Origin of the sequence: Streptomyces mayonensis (genome assembly GCF_018982965.1) — a bacterium.
GTDB lineage: Bacteria > Actinomycetota > Actinomycetes > Streptomycetales > Streptomycetaceae > Streptomyces > Streptomyces mayonensis.
On record NZ_JACBYP010000006.1, the window covers coordinates 81,934 to 98,011 of the forward strand.

The following is a 16,078-nucleotide window of genomic DNA, read 5'->3' on the forward strand; positions in this document are numbered from 1 at the left end:
CCACCCCAGTGGCAGAAGGCCTCGTCCTTCGTTCGTACCCCTCGGTACCGCGTCAGTGGCTGTACGACCCGTCAGCGGGACTGCTGGGCCGGCACCCCGCGGGCGACCGACTCGTCCTCGGCCGGCGAACCGGCGGCCACCGCGGCGCCCGTGAGGGACGCCAGCATCTCGCGCACGTTCGTCAGCTGCGCGTTGATGGAGTCGCGGCGGTTGGTGAGGGCGGCCAGCTCGCGCTCCGACTCCGAACGGATCCGGTCGGCCTTGGCGTTGGCGTCGGCCACGATGTCCTCGGACTGGCGCTGCGCCGTCTCGACGGTCTGGCGGGCGCGGCGCTCGGCGTCCGTGCGCAGCTTCTCCGCCTCCAGGCGCAGCTGCTCCGCGCGGTGCTCGATCTCCGCGAGCCGCTTCTCCGCCTTGGCCTGACGGGAGGCCAGGTCCCGCTCGGACTGCTCGCGGCGCTTGGCGAGGTTCGTCTCGAAGTCCGCGGCGGCCTGCGCGGCCTTGGCGCGGGTCTCCTCGAAGAGGGCGTCGGCCTCGTCGCGCTTGGACTGCGCGTCCTTCTGCGCCTCGGAGCGCAGCTGGGACGCGTCGCCCTTGGCCTTCTCGACGATCCGGACGCCCTCGTCCTCGGCCTTGGCCTTGCGCTCGGCGGCGTACGACTCCGCGTCGTTGCGCACCTGCTGGGCCGAGGACTCGGCCAGCTCACGGTGCTGCTCGGCCGCGCGCCGGGCCTCCTCGCGCAGGTCCTTCGCCTCTTCCTCGGCGAGCCGCAGGATCTTCTCGACCCGGGCACCGAGACCGGCGTACGACGGCTCGGCGTCGTTGACCTGGGCCTGGGCGTTCTGAGTCTCGAGGTGGAGCTCCTCGATGCGCTTTTCCAGAGCGGTGATGCGGGACAGAGCGCTGTCACGGTCGGAGACGAGCTTGGAGATACGTTCGTCCACCTGAGCGCGGTCGTACCCACGCCGCACAAGCTCGAAGCCGTAGGGGGAAGTGTCGCTCATGGGGTTCCTGTCGAAAGAGACCGGGTGAGGTGATAGAGGGAATCCTAGGCGCCAATGCGGTGTGTCATCGAGCGGATGCACGTTTGATACGGAGAATGACACCTCTTTTGAGTGGCTGAGCCGCGGACGGCTTGCCAAAGTTCTGGTCAAGGGTCCAAGCAGGACTCGGCCAAAGATCTCCAGGAGACACCGAATCCGCCCTGAAGGCTAGCTGTCTGACGACTTGCCACCCGAACGTGGGGCGCCCACCGTCGCTCCGGCCTTCACCCCGTTGTCCTTGCCGCCCCCCGGCGCCTCGAAGGACTCCAGCGCCTCGAGGACGTCCTGGACCCGGGAGATCTCCGCGTTGATGTCCTCGCGGCGCCGCACCAGGACCTCCAGCTCGCGTTTGCCCTCCTCGACCGTGCGCCGGGCCTCCTCGACCGCCTCGGCCTTCAGCTCATCGGCCTCGCGCACCAGGGTGGCCTTCTTCTGCTCGGCCTCCTTCAGCAGCCCCTCGGCCTTCTTGACGGCGGCGATGCGCACCTTGCCGGCCTCGGAGTTGGCCTCCGACACCAGCTCCTTGGCCTTCGCGCCCGCCTTGGCCAACTGCTCCTCGGCGGCCTTGATGAGCGCGTCGCAGCGGTCGCCGGCCGACTTCATCGTCTCGGCGGCCTCGCGGCGGGCCCGCTCGTGCAGCTCCTCGATCTCGGAGGTGAGCCGCTCGCGCAGCTCCTCCGCGCGCTCCCTTATGGCGGTCGCGTCCCGGCGGGCGCCGACCAGCAGCTCGTCCGCGTCCGTACGGGCCTTCTCCACCCGGGTGTTGCCCTCGACCGTGGCCTCCGAGACGATCCGGTCGGCCTCCGTGCGGGCCGCGCCGACCATCGTGTCGGCCTGCGACTCGGCGTCCGCGGTGGTCTTCTGCGCCTGCTGCTGCGCCTCGGTGAGCAGCTTGTCGGCCTCGGCGGTGGTCTCCGTGATGAGCGTGTCGACCTGCTCGGCCGCCTCCGAACGCCGCTTGTTGGCGTCCTTGCGGGCCTCGTCGAGGGTGCGCTCGGCCTCCTCGCGGGCGGCCGCGGTGACCCGCTCGGCCTCCGCCGCCGCCTCGGCCCGCACCCGCTCGGCCTCGGTGCGGATCCGCTCGGCGTGCTGCTGCGCGGAGCCCACGGTGTCCGCGGCCTCGGCCCGCAGCCGCTCCGCCTCCCCGGTGGCCTCCGAGACCAGCTGCTCGGCCCGGGAGCCGGCCTCGGCGCGGACCCGGTCGGCCTCGGTGACCGTCTCCTCGGTCAGCCGCTCGGCCTCCGTGCGCGCCTCGGTCCGCACCCGCGCGGCCTCGTCCGCCGCCTCGGTGCGGACCCGCTCCGCCTCCGCGACGGTCTCCGTGCGCAGCCGGTCGGTCTCCGCCACCGTCTCCGTGGTCAGCCGCTCCGCCTCGGAACGCGCCTCGGTGATCAGGGTGTCCGCCTGCGTCGCCGCGTCGGACCGGATGCGGTTGGCGTCCTCACGGGCGTCCGCCCGGGTGCGCGAGGCGGACTGCTCGGCCTCCGCGATGGCGTCGGAGGCCTCCGTACGCACCCGCTGGGCGTGCTCGGAGACGTCCGCGCGGATCCGGTCGGCCTCCGTGATGGCCTCGGACACCGTCCGCTCGGCCAGCGTCTTGGCGGCCTCCGTCTCCTCCTGCGCCTCGTGCCTGAGGCGCCCGGCGTCCTCGCTGGCCCGCTCCCGCTCCGCGTAGGCGTCGGCGCGGACCCGGTCCGCCTCCTCCTCGGCCTCGCGCCGGGTGCGCTCGGCCGCGTGCTCGGCGGCGCTGCGCAGCCCGGTGATCTCCTCCTGGGCCTGCTCGTGCAGCCCGGCGACCGACTCGCGCACCTGGGCCGCGTGCTGCTCGGCGGCCGACACCATCTCGGTGGCGCGCCGGTCGGCCTCCTCGACCAGCCGGGTCGCCTCGGCCTGTGCCTCCTCGACGCGGTTGCGCGCCGAGGCCAGCAGTTCCTCGCTCTGCTCGCGGGCCCGCTCCCGCTCCTGGTCGGCCTCCTGCCGGGCGGAACCCAGCAGCTCCTCCGCCTCGCGGCGGCGCCGGGCGGCCTCCTCCTGGGCGGCGGCCAGCGCCTCGGACGCCTCGGCCGCGATGCGCTCGGCGGCGGTCTGCGCCTCCGCCCGCACCCGGTCGGCGCTCTCCTGCGCCTCCGACTTCAGCCGCTCCGCCTCGCTGGACGCCTCCGAACGCAGCCGTACGGCGACGGACTCGCCCTCCGCGCGGGAGGCGGACGCGTCGGCGGCGGCCTCGGTGCGCAGCCGCTCGGCCTCCGTCTCGGCCTGCTGCTGGAGCGTCCGGATCCGCTCCGCCGCCTCCGTGCGCAGCCGCTCGCTCTCCTCGGCGGCCTCGCGCCGGATCCGCTCGCCCTCCTCGCGGGCCTCGGCCAGTGCCTCCTCGGCGGCCGTGCGGCGCTCCTCCGCCTCGGTGTGCAGCCGCGTCAGGTCCTCGGCGGCCTCCTCCCGGCGGGCCTCGACGGCGCGCTCGGTCTCCTCGCGCAGCTCGCGGGCGGCCCGCTCGGCCTCCGCCTGGAGTTCCTCGGCGCGCTCGGCGGCCTCCGTGCGGTGCCGCTCGGCCTCCGCGCGGGTGCGCTCCAGGGTCTCCTCGGCCTGCCGGCGCAGGGTCGTCGCCCGCTCGATGGCCTCGGTGCGGACCTTCTCGCTGTCCGTCGTCGCGGTCTGCCTGAGCTCGTCCGCGTCCGCCTTGGCCTTGGCGAGCAGCTCCTCGGCGGACTTCGCCGCCTCCTCGATCTGCGCCACGGCCTCCTTGCGGGCCTCGGCGCGGATCTTCTCGCCCTCCGCGACCGCGTCCGCCCGCAGCTGCTCGGCCTCGCCGCGCAGCCGGCGCGCCTCCTCCTGCAGCTCGACGGTCTTGGCGCGGTACTCCTTGGTGTCGTCCTTCGCCGCGCCCTTGAGCTGCTCGGCGATGTCGTGCGCCTCACCGCGCAGCCGGTCCGCCTCGGCCTCGGCCTCGGTGCGGATCCGCTCGGCCTCCTCGGTGGCGGCCTTCGTGGTCCGCCTGGCGTCCTCCGACGCCTTGTTCAGCACGTCCTCGGCGGTCTTGGCGGCCTTGGACAGCTGGGTGGCCGACTCCTCGGCCGTGATCGTACGGGCCTTCTCGGCGGCCTCGGCGACGATCCGCTCGGCCTCGGTACGGGCGTCCGCGACCACCTGCTCGGCCTCGGACCTGGTGTTCTCGGCGTCCTTGGTGGCCTCGCCGACCAGCCGGGCCACCTGCTCCTTGGCGGTGCGGGTGCGCTGCTCGTTGGTCGCCTCGGCGCTCGACAGCGCCTTGGCCGCGGCGTCCTCGGCCTCGGCGACCACCTTCTCGGCCTCGGCCTGCGCCTTGCGCAGCGCCTCCTCGGCCTCGGACATCCGCTGCTCGGCGGCCCGGCTCAGCTCCTGGGACTGGCGGCGGGCCGACTCCGACTCGTCGGCGCTGGAGCTGCGCAGCTGTTCCGCGTGGTCGGTGGCCTCCTGGGCCTGCGTGGACGCCGCGTTCAGCAGCCGTTCCGCGTCGGCGCGGGCGCGGCGCAGGAGCTGCTCGGCCTCCGCGCGGGCGCCCTCGGCGTCGCCGCGCAGCCGCTCGCGGGCCTCCGAGGTCAGCCGCTCGGCCTCCGCGCGGGCCGCGGCCAGGGCCTGCTCGGCCTCGGTGCGGGACTCGTCGAGCAGGCGGCGGGCCTGCTGCTCGGTGCGGGCGCGCAGCTGCTCAGCCCAGGAAACGTTCTCGTTGACGTGCGACTCGACGGTCTGCCGGCGCTCGGCCAGCTCCTGGTCCAGCTGCTGGCGGCGGGTCACCGCCTCCTGGTGCAGCTCGGCCTGGAGCCGGGCGGCCTGCTCGGCGTGCTCCTGGAGGATGCGCTGGGTCTGCGCCCGGGCCTGGCTCAGCTCCCGCTCGGCGTCGGCCCGCAGCTGGTCGGCCTGCGTCTGCGCGTTGCGCAGCAACTGCTCGGCCTGGTACCCGATGTCGCCGCCGTCGAAGGCGGGCCGGGACATGATGGTGCGCCGCGCCTCGTGCAGCTTGGCGCGCAGCACCTCGACCTGGTAGCCGAGGTCCTCGGCGTGCTGGATCGCCTTTTCCCGCTCGGTCTTCAGCCGCTTCATCTCGGCCTCGAACCGAGAGAGGTGGTCGACGTCAGCCGCCGGCTCTCGCTCCTGGCTCTCGTAGCCCCGCACTGCGCGGTCCCATCCGTCCCCTGGTCGCAAGTCTTCCCGTACCAGCTCCGTCCGTCCGCCGGACGGGGCCACCGGGGAATGGTGTCAGATCAACGGCGGGGCATGTGCTGCTGCCCCGTCGCCCGCCCCCCGAAACACGACCCCGGCGATCCCGCCGTCGCCGACGACAGGACCGGGTCACCCTGGACTGAGCGGCGACCGCGCCCAACCCTACCGGCCCCTATGTACGGGAGTCAGTGCTCAGGTGACTCAACAGCCGCCGATGTGACGAGTTCTGTCAGTACGCCATGGCAGTCCTTGGGGTGCAGGAAGGTGATCCGCGACCCCATCGAACCCCGGCGCGGCTCGTCGTACAGAACGCGTACGCCCTTCTCGCGGACGTCCGCGGCGTCCGCGTCCACGTCCGCGGTGCCGAAGGCGATGTGGTGGACGCCCTCGCCGTTCCTGGCGAGCCACTTGCCGACCGCCGAGTCCTCCCGGGTGGGTTCGAGGAGCTGGAGCCAGGAGGCGCCGCCGTCCGACGTACCGTTGATCCGGATCATGGCCTCGCGGACCCCCTGCTCCTCGTTGACCTCGGTGTGGGACACCTCGAAGCCGTAGGTGGCACGGTAGAAGGCGACGGTCGCGTCGAGGTCGCGGCAGGCGATTCCGATGTGGTCGATTCGCGTCAGCATGGACTCAGTGCAGCGCTCGGGAGGTGGTTACGCAACGTGCGCGCGATCACACCGACAGCCCGGTGACGGGCGGGATACCGCTCAGTACATTCGAGTAAACCCTCGTTCACTCCTCGGCCTGTGCGGGCCGGAAAAGGGGATCGCAGCCCATGTCTTCCGCAGCAGCATCCGGAACCCCCGAAACCTCGGCAACCTCTCCCACGCACGGCACGACCTCCGTCATCGTCGCGGGTGCCCGCACTCCGATGGGGCGGCTGCTCGGCTCCCTGAAGTCCTTCTCCGGCGCCGACCTCGGCGGCTTCGCGATCAAGGCCGCCCTCGACCGCGCGGGGATCGGCGGCGACCAGGTCCAGTACGTGATCATGGGCCAGGTGCTCCAGGCCGGCGCCGGGCAGATCCCCGCCCGCCAGGCCGCGGTCAAGGCCGGCATCCCCATGAACGTCCCGGCGCTCACGGTCAACAAGGTCTGCCTCTCCGGCCTCGACGCCGTGGCACTCGCCGACCAGCTCATTCGCGCGGGTGAATTCGACGTGATCGTCGCCGGCGGCCAGGAGTCCATGACCAACGCCCCGCACCTGCTGCCGAAGTCCCGCGAGGGCTACAAGTACGGCGCGGTCGAGATGATCGACTCCATGGCGCACGACGGACTGACCGACTCCTTCGAGAACGTCGCCATGGGCGAGTCGACCGAGAAGCACAACACGCGGCTCGGCATCGCCCGCCCCGAACAGGACGAGATCGCCGCCCTGTCCCACCAGCGCGCCGCCGCCGCCCAGAAGAACGGCGTCTTCGAGGCCGAGATCACCCCCGTGGAGATCCCGCAGCGCAAGGGCGACCCGGTGCTGTTCAGCCAGGACGAGGGCATCCGCGGCGACACCACCGCTCAGTCGCTGGCCAAGCTGCGCCCGGCCTTCGCCAAGGACGGCACGATCACCGCGGGTTCCGCCTCGCAGATCTCCGACGGCGCGGCGGCCGTGGTGGTCATGAGCCGGGCCAAGGCGGAGGAGCTCGGCCTGGAGTGGATCGCGGAGATCGGCGCCCACGGCAACGTCGCGGGGCCGGACAACTCTTTGCAGTCGCAGCCGTCGAACGCCATCCGGCACGCCCTGAAGAAGGAGGGCCTGGAGGTCGGCGACCTCGATCTCGTCGAGATCAACGAGGCCTTCGCGGCCGTCGCCGTGCAGTCAATGAAGGACCTCGGCGTATCCACTGAAAAGGTGAACGTCAACGGCGGTGCCATCGCCCTGGGCCACCCGATCGGCATGTCCGGCGCGCGGCTGGTCCTGCACCTGGCGCTGGAGCTCAAGCGGCGCGGCGGCGGGGTCGGCGCTGCGGCGCTGTGCGGCGGGGGCGGTCAGGGCGACGCGCTGATCGTGCGGGTGCCCGGCGCCTGAGCGCGCGGTACGGCTGAGAACGTGGCGAAACAGAGCTGAGCGGAGCTGAACGGAGCTGTGATGCAGGACGTCTCCTCGCTGGTGGCCCAGGCCCGAGAAGGCCGACCGCGGGCCGTGGCCCGGCTGATCTCCCTGGTGGAGGGGGCGTCCCCGCAGCTCAGGGAGGTCATGGAGGCCCTCGCGCCGCTCACCGGCAACGCGTACGTCGTCGGTCTGACCGGCTCACCGGGCGTCGGCAAGTCGACGTCCACCTCGGCGCTGGTGACGGCGTACCGCAAGCAGGGCAAGCGGGTCGGCGTCCTCGCCGTCGACCCGTCCTCCCCCTTCTCCGGCGGCGCCCTGCTCGGTGACCGCGTCCGGATGTCGGAGCACGCGTCCGACCCCGGCGTCTACATCCGCTCGATGGCGACCCGCGGCCACCTCGGCGGCCTCGCCTGGGCCGCGCCGCAGGCGATCCGGGTGCTCGACGCGGCCGGCTGCGACGTGGTCCTCGTCGAGACGGTCGGCGTCGGCCAGTCGGAGGTCGAGATCGCCTCCCAGGCCGACACCTCCGTCGTCCTCCTCGCCCCCGGAATGGGCGACGGCATCCAGGCGGCCAAGGCCGGGATCCTGGAGATCGGCGACGTCTACGTGGTCAACAAGGCCGACCGGGACGGCGCCGACGCGACCGCCCGCGAGCTCAACCACATGCTGGGCCTCGGCGAGGCCCGCGCCGCCGGCGACTGGCGCCCGCCCATCGTCAAGACGGTCGCCGCGCGCGGTGAAGGCGTCGACGAGGTCGTCGAGGCGCTGGAGAAGCACCGCGCGTGGATGGAGGAACGCGACGTCCTCACCGGACGCCGCCGCGCCCGCGCCGCCCGCGAGGTCGAGACCATCGCCGTCACCACCCTGCGCGAACGCATCGGGGACCTGCACGGCGACCGCCGCCTCGGCGCCCTGGCGGAGCGCATCGTGACGGGCGACCTGGACCCCTACCGGGCAGCGGACGAACTGGTGGCGGGCCTGACGAACGGCTGACGCCGGGCCCCGGCACCGGGGTGCGACGCCGGGCTGCGGCCGGCCCGCGCCACGGTCGGCCGGGCTGCGGCCGGTTGTGCTGTGACGGACCGGGCCGCGGCACCGGGGTGCGGTCGGCTGGGCTGTGACGGACCGGGCTGCGGCCGGCCGCGGTGTGACGGACCGGGCTGCGGCCGTGCCGCGGCTGGTGCGGTCAGTCGTCGTCCGGGTCGGCCGTGACCTCGCCGGTCCTCAGGTCCACCCGCCAGTCCTGCTCGCCGTGGCCGGAGGAGCGCGTCTCGACCTCCCAGGCCGCCTTGCCGCGGTCGGCCCCTCCGGTTCCGTCGTCGCCGTCCTCTCCGTCGTCGTCCAGGTCCACGGACGTCACCGTGCCTTTGCCCGCCGCGGCCTGTGCCGCCTCTGCGGCGGTGACGGAGGCGCCCCGCAGCGCCGACCGCACCTCGGCCGTGTCGTCGTCGTCCTCGTCGTCGGCGTGGGAGCCGAGGACCTCGCCGGTGGCGGGGTCGACCCGGACGCTGTGCCAGGTGCCGTCGCCGGAGACGATGTCGAGCTCCCAGACCGCGCGCTCACGGCGGTCGCCGCGGTCGTCGTCGCTGTCATCGCCATCGCCATCGCCATCGCCATCGTCGGCGTCGCCATCGCCATCGCCATCGTCGGCGTCGCCGTCGCCGTCCGCGTCGTCCAGTTCGGCCGAGACGGCCGTGCCCGGCGTGTCCCGCAGCGCGGCGGCGACGGCCTCGGCCGCGGTCACCTTCGCGTTCGCCCCGGACCCGCGGCCCGAGCCGTCGCGACTGCTGCCGACCTCGCCGTCGTCCCGGTCGTCGGAGTCGTCCCCTGCGCCGCCGTCGTCCCGTACGCCGCCGTCGTCGGACACGCTCGCGTCGGCCCGGGGCGCCGTGCCCCTGCCGTCGTCCCCCGACGTCGCCAGCGCGGTCGCCGTACCGCCTCCGACCAGTGCGGCGGCGGTGACGGCGGCGATCACGATGTTGCGCCTCATGCGTTTTCCTCCGAGTCGTCCTGAGTCCAGTGGTTTTCGATGACTTCACTGTCACGGACCGACGCTGAGGCCAGGCTGAAGCCGCCTGAAGGGATCTTCAGCCGGCCTTTGGGACTCTTGACGCATGCACCCGCCCGTCACCCACCACCACCCTGTTCGAGACGCTTCGCGCCACCCCTTTCGATTCCTGATCGTGGAGGACGAGAAGCGTCTCGCCGTGTCGCTCGCCAAGGGCCTCACCGCGGAGGGGTACGTCGTGGACGTCGTCCACGACGGCCTGGAGGGGCTGCACCGGGCCGGCGAGGGCGTGTACGACCTCGTGATCCTCGACATCATGCTGCCCGGCCTCAACGGCTACCGCGTCTGCGCCGCCCTGCGCGCCGCCGGACACGAGGTGCCGATCCTGATGCTCACCGCCAAGGACGGCGAGTACGACGAGGCGGAGGGCCTGGACACGGGGGCCGACGACTACCTCACCAAGCCCTTCTCGTACGTCGTCCTCGTCGCCCGCGTGAAGGCCCTGCTGCGGCGGCGGGGGCAGGGCGGCGGCGCCTCCCCCGTGCACGTCCACGGCGACCTCAAGGTGGACACCGCCGCCCGCCGGGTGTTCCTCGGCGAGGACGAAGTGACCCTCACGGCGAAGGAGTTCGCGGTCCTGGAGCAGCTCGTGGTGCGGGCCGGGCAGGTCGTCTCCAAGGCGCAGATCCTGGAGCACGTCTGGGACTTCGCCTACGACGGGGACCCCAACATCGTCGAGGTCTACGTCAGCACCCTCAGGCGCAAGCTGCGGGCCGAGCTGATCCGGACCGTGCGCGGCGCCGGCTACCGGCTGGAGGCCGGGCGGTGAGCCGCCCCTTCGCCTCCGTGCGGGCCCGCGCCACGCTCGCCGCGACCCTGGTCGTCGCCGTCGCCCTGATCGCGGCCGGTACGGCCGTCCTGCTCTCCCTGCGCTCCAACCTGCTCGGCGAGGCCGGCACCCAGGCGGAGCGCTCCGCGCGGGAGGTCGCTACAGAGCTGGCCGTCGGCACGGCGTACGGCGAACTGTCGCTGGACGTCGACGACCGGCCGGTGCAGGTCGTCGACGAGGAGGGGAGACTGGTCGCGGCCAGTGAGGACCTGGAGCGGATCAGTGGCACGGGCGTCGACGCGGTGAAGCCGCAGCCGGCCGCACCCGCCCCCGCCGACGGCGAGGACGGCGGCGCGGACGACGACGCGGACGACGACGATGACGACTCCGCCGAGTCCCTCGAAGCCGGCGAGATCGGCGCCCGGACCACCGTCAGCGACGGCTCGGCCACCATCGACGGCGACACGGAGGACTACCGGTTCGCCGCCGTCCCCGTGGAGACCGAGGACCGCGGCCGGCTCACCGTGTACGCCGGTGCCCCGCTCTCCGCCGAACACGGCGCCGTGAACACCGCGCTGACCGTCATGCTGATCGGTTTCCCGGCGCTGCTCGCGGTCGTCGCGTGGGTGACCTGGCTGGTCACCCGGCGTGCGCTGCGTCCGGTGGAGGGGATCAGACGCGAGATGGCCGCGATCACCGCCAGCGAGGACCTGGCCCGCCGGGTGCCGGTGCCGGGCACCCACGACGAGGTGGCCAGGCTCGCCTCGACCACCAACGAGACACTGACCGCCCTGGAGTCCTCGGTGGAGCGGCAGCGCCGGTTCGTCGCCGACGCCTCGCACGAACTGCGCAGTCCGATCGCCTCGCTGCGCACCCAGCTGGAGGTCGCCGCGGCCCACCCCGAGCTGCTGGACCTGGACGGGGCGGTGGAGGACACCGTACGGCTGCAGCGGCTCGCCGCCGACCTGCTGCTTCTCGCGCGACTCGACGCGGGGGAGCGGCCCGCGGACGTCCGGGTCGACCTCGCGGCGCTCGCGCGGGAGGAGGCCGAGGGGCGCCGCGGGGTGAGCGTGCGGGCCGACCCGGGCGTGACGGTGGCCGGGGCGCGGGGGCAGCTGGGCCGGGTGCTGGCCAATCTGCTGGACAACGCACAGCGGCACGCCCGTTCGACGGTGGAGGTGTCCGTGCGGCGGGACGCCGCGCCGAGGGAGGGGGACACGGTCGGCGGGGGCGGCAGCGGGGAAGGCGGGGTGGCCGTGGTCGCCGTGGCGGACGACGGCGAGGGGGTACCGGAGGCCGACCGGGAGCGGATCTTCGAGCGGTTCGTACGGCTCGACGCGGCCCGCAGCCGCGACGACGGCGGGGCCGGTCTGGGGCTGGCCATCGCCCGGGACGTCGCCGTGCGGCACGGCGGGACGCTCACGGTGCACGACGCACCGGCAGGCGGCGCCCTGTTCGAGCTCCGCCTGCCGGGTGCCTAGCCAGGAGTGCTGGGGGGTGCCATGGGGTGCCCAGGGGTGCCCCATGGCACCCCCCAGCGGGCCCGGCCCCCGTAATCCCGTCCCCTCAGCTCCCCTCAGCCGCGTCCCCGTTGCCCGCGCAGGTGTTCCGCGATGGGCTTGAGCGCCTTGTCCAGCTCGGTGAGGGTCTCCGGGGCCAGCAGGTCGATGAAGTGCCGGCGGACGGAGGCCACATGGTGCGGGGCGACCCTCCGCATCGTCTCCATGCCGTGCTCGGTGAGGACGGCGTAGAGCCCGCGGCGGTCGGACTCGCAGTTCTCCCGGCGGACCAGGTTCGCGTTCTCCATGCGGGTGATCTGGTGGGAGAGGCGGCTCTTGGACTGCATCGTGGCCGTGGCCAGGTCACTCATCCGCATCCGGTCGTCGTCCGACTCGGAGAGGTTCACCAGGATCTCGTAGTCGTTCATTGTCAGGCCGAACGGCTGCAGGTCCTTCTCTAGCTGGTGCGTCAACAGCCTGTTGACCTCCAGGTGGGTGCGCCAAGCACACTGCTCCGTATCGGTCAGCCAGCGAGTGGCCGTCTCGGTCTCCATGAATGAAGTCTACCTAAAAGGTTGAAAGGCGAACTAGTGAGAGGTCATTCGTGACGGGTGACGGTGCGCACGCGTTCGATGTCACACTCCGCAGATTACCGCTCACAGCCCGAAGCGGCGCTGGAGGTCTCCCAGCTGTCCGGGAAGGCCCGGTGTCCCGGACCGGCCTCCCTGTGCTCCGGAGGATCCTCCGCCGGGCACTCCCGCCTGCTGCGGAGGAGCTCCCACGGACTGCTCCGCCATCAGCGCCTCGCTCGACTGCAGCAGTACCGTCCCCGCTCCCACGAACTCGAACTGGTGCTCCTCCCCGGAAGCCCCGCCGAGCCCCGTCATCGCACGTAGACCGCCCAGCAGGCCGGTCATGTACCCGTGGTCGTAGTGGTGGCACGGAGAGGGGCAGTCGGCCCAGCCGACCAGGGCCTGCGGGTCGACCCGGATCGGGGGTTCCATGAACACCACCGGGCCGTTGGACGCGGCCACGAACTTTCCGGTTCCGATGAGTGTCAGAAAGCCCGGCACAATCGACTGTTTGAGAGCGAGACTTGGCTGAAAAGCGAGCAGGTTGCCTGAGCGAATGGTCAGGTTGCCGTCCTCGAGGTCGTAGGAATTGACGTCGAAGGCCCGGTCGGCGAGGAGCATCTTGCCCGAGCCCTCGGCCACCACCCAGTCGCTCGCGTGCAGAGGCGAATGAAACGACGTGCGCGTCAGGTGGTCCAGTCGGCCGTGTCCGATGCCGTTGAAGTCGATCGTCCCGTAGTAGGCGATCATCTTCCCCTTCTGCAGGAACCACTGGCTCCCCTTGAGCTCCACGCAGAAGGTGTACGCGTTGACGTTGTCGTCGGCCGGCAGCGTCGCCGGATCGTGGTGGACCGTGCTCACAGTTTCTCCTCCGACGCCTGGACGAACACCGTGCCGCTGCCGCTCAGCTCCAGCTGGAACGCCTCGCCCGAGCCGCGCCCCACCATGTCCCGCCAGCCCAGGGCGGTGGACAGTTTGTTGCGCACGTCCCCGTGGTGGGCGACGTACGCCTGCGGGTCGACGCGCACCGGACGCTGCGGGGTGATGGGCACCTCGAAGACGCCGCCGTGAGCCATCACCGCCACCGAGCCGTGACCCCTCAGTGAGGTGGTGAACAGCCCCTGCCCGCTGACCTGGCCGCGCACCATGCCCATCACCCCGCCCTGCGACCCGAGGAACACCGTGCTCTGCTCCAGGGTGCCCTCGAAGGCGAGGAGGCGGTCCGCCTCCACGTACAGGGTGTCGCCCGAAAGGTTGATCACCTGGACGTGGTGGCCGCCGTGCCCGAAGAAGACCGTGCCGCTGCCCTCGACGGTCATCAGGGGTGTGTCCTCGTTCGCCACCCGGCGCCCGATCATCGACATGACGCCGCCCCGGCCGCCCGTCAGGTTCGGGGTGAAGGAGACCTCGCCCTGGTAGGCGAGCATGGCGCCGCGCTGGCTGAACAGCCGCTGCCCGGGGGAGACGACCGCCCGGACCATCTTGGAATTGATCTCCTCGAAGGCCATCTCACACATCCCCCGCGATCGTGTTCCGCTCGCTCGGCTGCACGTACACCAGCCCGTCGCCCTCGAAGCGGATCTGGAAGGCCTCTCCGCCGCCCTCCCCGAACAGCGTGCGGAACGTCACGCCCGACTGGAAGGACTGCCGCAGATTCCCCTGGTGCGCGACGTACGCCCCCGGGTCGACGGTCAGCGGGTACTGCGCGCCGACCCGCAGCACCACCGCCGGGCCGTCCGACATGATCGCCACCTGCCCGTGCCCCTCGACGGTCGTGGTGAACAGCCCGTTCCCCTGCGAGGCGCCGCGCGTGCCGGTGAAGCTCGTGCCGGTACGCAGCCCGGCGTCGGCCGCCAGGAAGTTGCTCGACTCGACGTACAGCTTGTCGCCCTGCAGGCGTACCAGGTTGATCTCCGAGGCCCGGTCCGCGAACCAGCAGGTCCCGTGCCCCTTCACCTCCATCACCGTCATCTGCTCGCCGGTGATCCGCCGGGTCACCATGCCCCGGATGCCCTCACCGCCGCCGGTCAGCTTCTTGAACGCCATCTCTCCGTCGTACGCGACCATCGAGCCGTTCTTCGCCTTCACGGCGTCCCCGGTCATGTCGACGGCGAGCACCTTGCTGTCTTGAAGTCGGAACATCGCCACAAATGCGAAGGTAGCCCCCCGGGCGGGTGGACCGACAGGTCCCGCGGGTGGAGACGGTCCCCGATTCCAGCCCTTAGGGGCCCGAGGGCCGGCGCCACCGGTCCCCGCTGACCCCCTCGCCCGGGCGCGCCGCGAGGTTTGCCACAATGGACGCGCGTTTGTGCGTACGTTCACAAAGCGCGCGGCAGGAGTGCGGCCCAGCGCTCCCGATCCGCCTCTCGCTCCTCCTCCACCGAAGGTGACCCGTGGACCTCAAGACCGCCAGTGCCCTCCGCCGCCTCCGCCTGGTATCGGCCCCCGAGGCGATCTCGTTCCTCCTCCTGCTGGTCTGCTCCGTCCTGAAGCGGACCAGCGACTTCAACGCGGTGCCGGCCATGGGCATGATCCACGGCGTCCTCTTCGTGCTGTACGTGGTCTTCTGGGCGGACGCCTGGAACCGGGCCAAGTGGCCGCTGAAGAACGCCGCCCTCTACTTCGTCCTCTCGGTGCTCCCGACCGGCGGCTTCTTCGCGGACCGCAGGCTCAAGCGCGAGGCCGAGGACGCGGTCATCGCCACCCGCGCCCGCCGCGAGGGGGTGGTGGGCGCATGATCGTCGCCTTCTCCGTGACGCCGCTCGGCGTCGGCGAGGACGTGGGGGAGTACGTCGCCGACGCCGTCCGCGTGGTCCGCGAGTCCGGCCTGCCCCACCGTACGGACGCCATGTTCACGTCGGTGGAGGGCGAGTGGGACGAGGTCATGGACGTCGTCCACCGCGCGGTCGCCGCCGTCGAGGCCCGGTCGCCGCGCGTGTCCCTGGTCCTGAAGGCGGACATCCGCCCCGGGGTGACGGACGGCCTCACCTCCAAGGTGGAGACGGTGGAGCGCCACCTCGCGCAGTAGCCGCGCGCGGAGGGCGGTGTCCGGTGGGCCCGGCCCCCGGTCCCCGGTTGCCGAGACCGGCCCGGGGTTCACTGGCCCCCTCCCGCGGCCTGCCCGCCCGGCGGACGGGTGGTCGCTTCGGTGGCCGTCTGGCCGCAGGAGTGGGGACTGGGCACTTTGTCCCGGCGACACGCCGCACGGAACGGCGTGTCGCCGGGACAAAGTGCCCAATCGGCCTCGCCCCGCGTCCGGCGCCGGTATCGAAAGGCGAGACGGGGCTGACCGGTATGTGACCGGCCGGTAAGGTCTGGTGCCGTGTCCAAGCCCCTCAGTCTCTCCTTCGACCCCATCGCCCGCGCCGACGAACACTGGAAGCAGCACTGGGGCGGTGCGCCGTCCATGGCCGCGATCACCTCGATCATGCGGGCGCAGCAGATCCTGCTGGCCGAGGTCGACGCGGTGGTCAAGCCGTACGGGCTGACGTTCGCGCGGTACGAGGCCCTGGTGCTGCTCACCTTCTCCAAGTCGGGCGAACTGCCGATGTCCAAGATCGGCGAGCGCCTCATGGTGCATCCGACCTCGGTGACGAACACCGTCGACCGGCTGGTGCGCTCCGGCCTGGTCGACAAGCGCCCCAACCCCAACGACGGCCGCGGCACGCTCGCCACCATCACCGACAGGGGCCGCGAGGTCGTCGAGGAGGCCACCCGCGACCTGATGGCGATGGACTTCGGCCTGAGCGCGTACGACGCCGAGGAGTGCGGCGAGATCTTCGCGATGCTGCGACCGCTGAGGGTCGCCGCGGGGGACTTCGAGGACGAGTGAGCGGGCCGGGCGGGTCCCTCGACCCGCCCGAAGATCGCGCGAATCGTGCCGTTA

Annotated in this window: 15 protein-coding genes; 7 read left to right on the forward strand and 8 right to left on the reverse strand. The window is 72.3% G+C overall.

Annotation, left to right across the window (positions count from 1 at the left end; translation table 11 throughout):
- Positions 1-71: 71 nt before the first annotated feature.
- The 3 genes from HZS56_RS03725 to mce form a co-directional block, all read right to left on the reverse strand.
- Entirely contained in the window at positions 72-1,004 is a 933-nt protein-coding gene (locus HZS56_RS03725; RefSeq protein WP_216719205.1) for a coiled-coil domain-containing protein, read from the reverse strand.
- Positions 1,005-1,211: 207 nt separating this feature from the next.
- Positions 1,212-5,192, reverse strand: coding sequence for a polarized growth protein Scy (gene scy / locus HZS56_RS03730; RefSeq protein ID WP_216719206.1), 3,981 nt, complete (start codon positions 5,190-5,192; stop codon positions 1,212-1,214).
- A 233-nt stretch (positions 5,193-5,425) separates the two neighbouring features.
- The gene (gene mce / locus HZS56_RS03735; RefSeq protein WP_216719207.1) at positions 5,426-5,866 is read right to left on the reverse strand and encodes a methylmalonyl-CoA epimerase; all 441 of its coding nucleotides are present in this window, start codon (positions 5,864-5,866) and stop codon (positions 5,426-5,428) included.
- Between the two features lie 149 nt (positions 5,867-6,015).
- Between mce and HZS56_RS03740 the strand changes: the two genes are divergently transcribed.
- Both HZS56_RS03740 and meaB read left to right on the forward strand, forming a co-directional pair.
- On the forward strand, positions 6,016-7,260 hold the full coding sequence (locus tag HZS56_RS03740; protein WP_216719208.1) for an acetyl-CoA C-acetyltransferase: 1,245 nt from the start codon (positions 6,016-6,018) through the stop codon (positions 7,258-7,260).
- A 60-nt stretch (positions 7,261-7,320) separates the two neighbouring features.
- On the forward strand, positions 7,321-8,277 hold the full coding sequence (gene meaB, locus HZS56_RS03745; RefSeq protein ID WP_216719209.1) for a methylmalonyl Co-A mutase-associated GTPase MeaB: 957 nt from the start codon (positions 7,321-7,323) through the stop codon (positions 8,275-8,277).
- A 193-nt stretch (positions 8,278-8,470) separates the two neighbouring features.
- Here the strand turns inward: meaB and HZS56_RS03750 are convergent, their stop codons facing one another.
- On the reverse strand, positions 8,471-9,274 hold the full coding sequence (locus HZS56_RS03750; protein WP_216719210.1) for a PepSY domain-containing protein: 804 nt from the start codon (positions 9,272-9,274) through the stop codon (positions 8,471-8,473).
- A 124-nt stretch (positions 9,275-9,398) separates the two neighbouring features.
- On the opposite strand from HZS56_RS03750, the gene HZS56_RS03755 reads away from it, so the two are divergent.
- Positions 9,399-10,121 carry a response regulator transcription factor gene (locus HZS56_RS03755; protein ID WP_374201067.1) on the forward strand — a complete coding sequence of 241 codons (723 nt, stop codon included), beginning with the start codon at positions 9,399-9,401 and terminating at the stop codon, positions 10,119-10,121.
- A complete protein-coding gene (locus tag HZS56_RS03760) occupies positions 10,118-11,602 on the forward strand; it encodes a sensor histidine kinase (RefSeq protein ID WP_216719211.1) in 1,485 nt (494 codons plus the stop codon). The genes HZS56_RS03755 and HZS56_RS03760 overlap by 4 nt, the downstream gene beginning before the upstream one ends.
- Before the next feature lie 95 nt (positions 11,603-11,697).
- Here HZS56_RS03760 and HZS56_RS03765 read toward each other — a convergent pair whose 3' ends face one another.
- The 4 genes from HZS56_RS03765 to HZS56_RS03780 all read right to left on the reverse strand — a co-directional run bounded on the left by HZS56_RS03765 (position 11,698) and on the right by HZS56_RS03780 (position 14,334).
- Complete coding sequence (locus tag HZS56_RS03765) at positions 11,698-12,174, reverse strand: MarR family winged helix-turn-helix transcriptional regulator (protein ID WP_216719212.1); 477 nt, start codon at positions 12,172-12,174, stop codon at positions 11,698-11,700.
- A gap of 102 nt (positions 12,175-12,276) precedes the next feature.
- Positions 12,277-13,053 (reverse strand): AIM24 family protein, encoded by a 777-nt coding sequence (locus HZS56_RS03770; protein ID WP_216719213.1) that lies wholly within the window; start codon positions 13,051-13,053, stop codon positions 12,277-12,279.
- A complete protein-coding gene (locus HZS56_RS03775; protein ID WP_216719245.1) occupies positions 13,050-13,700 on the reverse strand; it encodes an AIM24 family protein in 651 nt (216 codons plus the stop codon). The genes HZS56_RS03770 and HZS56_RS03775 overlap by 4 nt, the downstream gene beginning before the upstream one ends.
- A gap of 1 nt (position 13,701) precedes the next feature.
- Entirely contained in the window at positions 13,702-14,334 is a 633-nt protein-coding gene (locus HZS56_RS03780; RefSeq protein WP_216719246.1) for an AIM24 family protein, read from the reverse strand.
- A gap of 251 nt (positions 14,335-14,585) precedes the next feature.
- On the opposite strand from HZS56_RS03780, the gene HZS56_RS03785 reads away from it, so the two are divergent.
- The 3 genes from HZS56_RS03785 to HZS56_RS03795 all read left to right on the forward strand — a co-directional run bounded on the left by HZS56_RS03785 (position 14,586) and on the right by HZS56_RS03795 (position 16,024).
- Entirely contained in the window at positions 14,586-14,930 is a 345-nt protein-coding gene (locus tag HZS56_RS03785) for a DUF3817 domain-containing protein (RefSeq protein ID WP_216719214.1), read from the forward strand.
- Positions 14,927-15,220, forward strand: coding sequence for an MTH1187 family thiamine-binding protein (locus HZS56_RS03790; RefSeq protein WP_216719215.1), 294 nt, complete (start codon positions 14,927-14,929; stop codon positions 15,218-15,220). The genes HZS56_RS03785 and HZS56_RS03790 overlap by 4 nt, the downstream gene beginning before the upstream one ends.
- A 294-nt stretch (positions 15,221-15,514) precedes the next feature.
- On the forward strand, positions 15,515-16,024 hold the full coding sequence (locus HZS56_RS03795; protein WP_216719216.1) for a MarR family winged helix-turn-helix transcriptional regulator: 510 nt from the start codon (positions 15,515-15,517) through the stop codon (positions 16,022-16,024).
- The last annotated feature ends 54 nt before the right edge of the window (positions 16,025-16,078 follow it).